This window comes from Rhizobium sp. SEMIA 4085, from assembly GCF_013004495.1.
Taxonomy (GTDB): Bacteria; Pseudomonadota; Alphaproteobacteria; order Rhizobiales; family Rhizobiaceae; genus Rhizobium; species Rhizobium gallicum.
The window spans coordinates 1-1,872 of sequence record NZ_JABEPH010000620.1 but is presented as its reverse complement, the minus strand read 5'-3'; the positions used below and the strand labels follow the sequence as shown (position 1 = coordinate 1,872).

Below are 1,872 nucleotides of genomic sequence, written 5' to 3'. Positions count from 1 at the left end.
CGGCATGCAGGTGTCCAATAAGCTCGTCGGGCTCGGAGATGGGTAGAAGAGAGCGCCGGGTGATGGTTCGAGAGACAATCCCGGCCCATGCCGGGTTGGGGTCTGGAACCCAGCTGGCGCTCGCCGTTTCCGCAGCGCTTCGAAGCTTGCATGATTTGCCGTTCCACATCCGCGAGGATGCGGCCTTCCTGGGGCGCGGCGCACGATCGGGAATCGGCATTGCCGCCTTCGAGGAAGGCGGTCTCATCTTCGATGCGGGCAAGGCCAGGGACGATCTGACCCCGACCGTCATTTCCCGCATTCCGTTTCCGAGCGAGTGGCGCATCATCCTCGTTCTGGACAGCCTTGCTCACGGAATTCACGGAGACGCCGAAATCAAGGCATTCCGCGCGCTAGCGCCGTTTCCTGCAACCGGCTCAGCTTCGATCTGCCGCCATGCGCTGATGGAGATCATGCCCGCCGCGATCGAAAAGGACATTGCGACTTTCGGCAATGCGGTCACGGCAATCCAGCAAACGCTGGGCGATTATTTTGCGCCGGCCCAAGGCGGCCGTTTTACAAGTCCGGCGGTCGAAAGGACGCTCGCAAGGCTTGCCGAATGCGGAGCCGTCGGCATCGGGCAAAGTTCCTGGGGACCGACCGGATTTGCCTTTGCCGCATCTCAGGCGGCTGCCGAGCGGGTTGTCGCTTGCGCCGCGCTGATGGACACACAAACGACAATCCGCATCGTCGCCGGCAGAAATGAGGGGGCGCAGATCGCGCGAACGAGGGCGCCGCAGCAATTCGAACTGGGTCGGGAAACATACTAAAGAAGGCGAGCCAAATGAGCCGGAAAACCATTCTCCATATGCTTACGCCATTGAAGCAGATGAGCCCGTTCGACGTCAATATGGCCCTTGATGCGGGTTATGACCATGTCGTTCCTTACACTGACGTGGCGCTCGCCGACATAGCCGGCCTTGTCCAGGATGCGGTCTTCTCACGTCCGCCCGATGCCGGCGTTGCCACCGGCATTTTTATTGCCGGGCGTGATACGATCCTGGCACTCGACATGATCGATGCCGCAAAGCAGGCAATGGTGCCCCCTTTCGAGGTGTCTGTCTTCGCCGATCCTGCCGGCTCGTTTACCACCGCCGCAGCGATGGTCGCCAGAGTGGAGAAAACACTTGGAAAACTCCACAATCGTGAGCTGGCGGCAACGAAAGTGAGCATTTTCGGCGCGACCGGCGTCGTCGGCTACTGCACCGCGGTGATCTCAGCCAAGGAGGGCGCAGACGTCACGCTGGTCGGTCACGACGGAATTGCGCGTGTCGAAGCCATCGCCGAGGCCATCAAGGCCCGCTTCGGCGTCACTGTGAAAGCGGCGGACGGTTCAACGGAAGAAAGGAAGACGGAATTGATGCGCCAGGCCGAAGTGGTGCTGGCCGCAGCCAAGGCTGGCGTCAAGGTGATCTCTGCCGAACAACTGCGCCAGGCAGCAAATCTGCTTGTTGCGGCAGATGTCAACGCCGTGCCGCCGGCAGGCATCGAGGGCCTGGCCGTCCATGCGAAAGCCGACACGCTCGGGGAAACCGCCGCAGTCGGCATCGGTCCGCTTTCTATCGGCAATATCAAGTACAAGACCCAATCAGGGCTGTTCAAACAGATGATCGGCGCTGAAAAACCGGTAATTTATGATTTTCAGGATGCTTTCACCCTTGCCCGCAGCATCGAAAAATAGTCCTGCGATTATGATCGCGGCCATTTCCGGCCGGTCACTTGCCGCAGCAGCGCGCCGTGCCGGCTATCGACCGCTGGTGGCCGATCTGTTCTGCGATTGCGATACGGTGGCCCTTTCCGAGAGGACGGCGCGCCTGTCGGGCAGTATAAGCC

Annotated in this window: 2 protein-coding genes; both read left to right on the top strand. The window is 60.7% G+C overall.

What is annotated here, in order from left to right; all coding sequences use genetic code 11:
• Positions 1 to 809 (top strand): beta-ribofuranosylaminobenzene 5'-phosphate synthase family protein (locus tag C9413_RS31720; RefSeq protein ID WP_210263681.1); only part of this gene is annotated, 809 nt, incomplete at its 5' end.
• Positions 810 to 823: 14 nt separating this feature from the next.
• Entirely contained in the window at positions 824 to 1,720 is an 897-nt protein-coding gene (locus C9413_RS31715; RefSeq protein WP_040115771.1) for an NAD(P)-dependent methylenetetrahydromethanopterin dehydrogenase, read from the top strand.
• Positions 1,721 to 1,872 lie beyond the last annotated feature (152 nt).